This is a genomic window from Acinetobacter sp. 228, from assembly GCF_048147885.1.
Map to the genome: position 1 here is coordinate 1 of NZ_JAYWYV010000068.1, position 2,308 is coordinate 2,308.

Sequence of the window (2,308 nt, forward strand, 5' to 3'; positions counted from 1 at the left end):
TTTCGCAATTTCGGCACCTGCACCCACTACAACACAATCAAATAACTGGCTATGTTGAGGATGGTTCACCACTTCAACTTTTTGATCTGGTGCTTCCACTAAGTGAAGGCTCTTGCTGTCTAAATGAATTTTTGTGCCTTGAGCCTCATGCATATTTTTTAAAAATGCAGAAACTTCCGGACTCACACTTCTTGCACATAAGCGGTCGCCATATTCAAAAATATGAACATCTTTGCCTTGCTTACGTGCAGTTGCAGCGATTTCCAAACCAATCCAGCCACCACCAATCACAGCAACATTTTTTGCATTCTTTAAAATTTCAGCGAGACGTTCACAGTCACGCACATTTCGTAAAGTCACAACATTAGGAATGAACTGCCATGTATTGACGGGTACACGTGCACGACTTCCAGTTGCAATCAGCAATTTGTCATACGGCAAAATCTGACCACTTTCTAAATGAACCTGCTTTTGCTCGCGATCGACTTTTGTTGCAATTTCCGGTTTGTGCCATTGAATGTTGAACTCTTGAACCTGTTCTGGGGAGAACAGATTCAAACTTTCATAACTTGCTTCTTTTGAAAGTACTTGCTTAGACAGAGGCGGACGCTCATAAAACACCTGATCTTCATTTGAGACCACATGAATTTCACCCATATATCCATTTTGACGTAAGGTACTAACTGCCCAACCTGCAGCCTGCCCCGCCCCTACAATTACAATCTTTTCCATAGCCTTTCTTCCTTGTAAAGCAATGCCTGTTACACAGGCTTTACCTGACGGCGGGTTTTGTCATCAAGACCACCTTCAATCGCCCACTCGGTGAAAAGCTCTAGACGATGTTCTTCTACACGTGGCTGCCATTCTTCGGTCAAATAATCATCGTTGGTGTAATATTCAAATGCACCACCCAATGGTGAGTTGACGTACCAGAAATAAGCAGAAGAAATTGGATGACGTCCCGGTCCAATAAAGGTTGACCACTCTGAACGGTTCATATGTAAGCCGCCTCCAATCACCTCATGAATATCACGAACAACAAATGCAACGTGATTTAGGCCCGCAGGTTTATTTGGAACGCTAAGTAAGAATAAATCGTGGTGATAACCTTCACCGCGGCAACGTAAGAATGCACCGCGATTTTTGTAAGCATCAGATAAATGAAAGCCTACTTTTTCAATATAGAAGTTTTCAGTAGTTGCTAAATCCGGTGTGAAAAACACCACATGTCCAATCGCAACAGGTTGACCTTTTTCATAAACAGGACTTGCTGCATTAACACGCTGAATATTGCCGTATTGGTTAATGCCTGCCGTTTTAAGTTCAGGTACTTCCTTAACAAAACTTTGTTCAAAACGAATGGTCATGCCATTTGGGTCAAGACACTGAAGTGTATTTTCAGTACGTTTAAAACCGTCTACATCGGCCAAACGAGCTGCCAAGTCTTCAAGGTCTTGAAGACTATCAACACCCCAAGTGACTTCACGTAAAGTTGAACCTTGCTCAATAGCAGGCGGCAAACGGTTATCATCACAATTAAATAGATAAATCTTGCTGCCGTTTTGAGTCTGGTATAAATCTGCACCTTCAATATCCGAAGTACTTTGGCTTAAACCAAAATCTGCCAAAAACTTGTTTGAAGCGGCTCTATCTTCAACTCCAAACTTTAAAATCTCGATCCCTGTAATCATTTGACTACTCCTTAGTTAAAGACAAAACCGCCATTGACCGGAATATTTTGACCTGTCACAAAAGAGGACAAATCCGACAGTAGATACAATGCTGTTCCATTTAAATCTTGTGGAAGTTGCTGGCGTTGAATCGCTCTTCCGTTGACATATAAATCATGACGTTCCTGTGGCACATACTCGGTTGCTTCAACCAGTGTCAGCCCCGGAGACAATGTGTTGACACAGATATTGAACTGTCCCAACTCTCTTGCCATTGAACGTGTCATGGCAACAATTGCACCTTTACTTGCCACATAAGCCATCAGGTTCGGTGCGCCCCAAAGTGCTGTATCTGACGCAACATTAATAATCTTGCCGGCAGCCGATTGTTTTAAATGTGGAATACACGCTTTTGTAATTAACCATGTGCCTTTTACATTAATATTCATGACTCGATCCCAAAGTTCAGGATCGTAATCAATCATATTTTTTCCACCGACATTGGTTGCAAGCGCTGCACAGTTCACAAGGCCATCTAGTCCTTGTAATACTTCCACGCTTTTTGCAACCGCATTTTCAATAGAGTCTGCATTGGCAAGGTCACCTGTTACTGCATGAACGTTTAGCCCTTGTTGCTG

Annotated in this window: 3 protein-coding genes; all 3 read right to left on the minus strand. The window is 42.4% G+C overall.

The genetic code is table 11. The features are described from left to right. On the minus strand, positions 1–732 hold a 732-nt coding region (locus VXQ92_RS15840), incomplete at its 3' end, for an NAD(P)/FAD-dependent oxidoreductase (protein WP_416682454.1). Positions 733–761: 29 nt separating this feature from the next. After that, positions 762–1,691 carry a VOC family protein gene (locus VXQ92_RS15845; protein WP_416682455.1) on the minus strand — a complete coding sequence of 310 codons (930 nt, stop codon included), beginning with the start codon at positions 1,689–1,691 and terminating at the stop codon, positions 762–764. An 11-nt stretch (positions 1,692–1,702) separates the two neighbouring features. Beyond that, positions 1,703–2,308 (minus strand): SDR family oxidoreductase (locus tag VXQ92_RS15850; RefSeq protein WP_416682457.1); only part of this gene is annotated, 606 nt, incomplete at its 5' end.

Excerpts from the sequence above, each read along its gene's own strand:
- VXQ92_RS15845 (WP_416682455.1), bottom strand. The coding sequence starts at position 1,691 with ATGATTACAGGGATCGAGATTTTAAAGTTTGGAGTTGAAGATAGAGCC.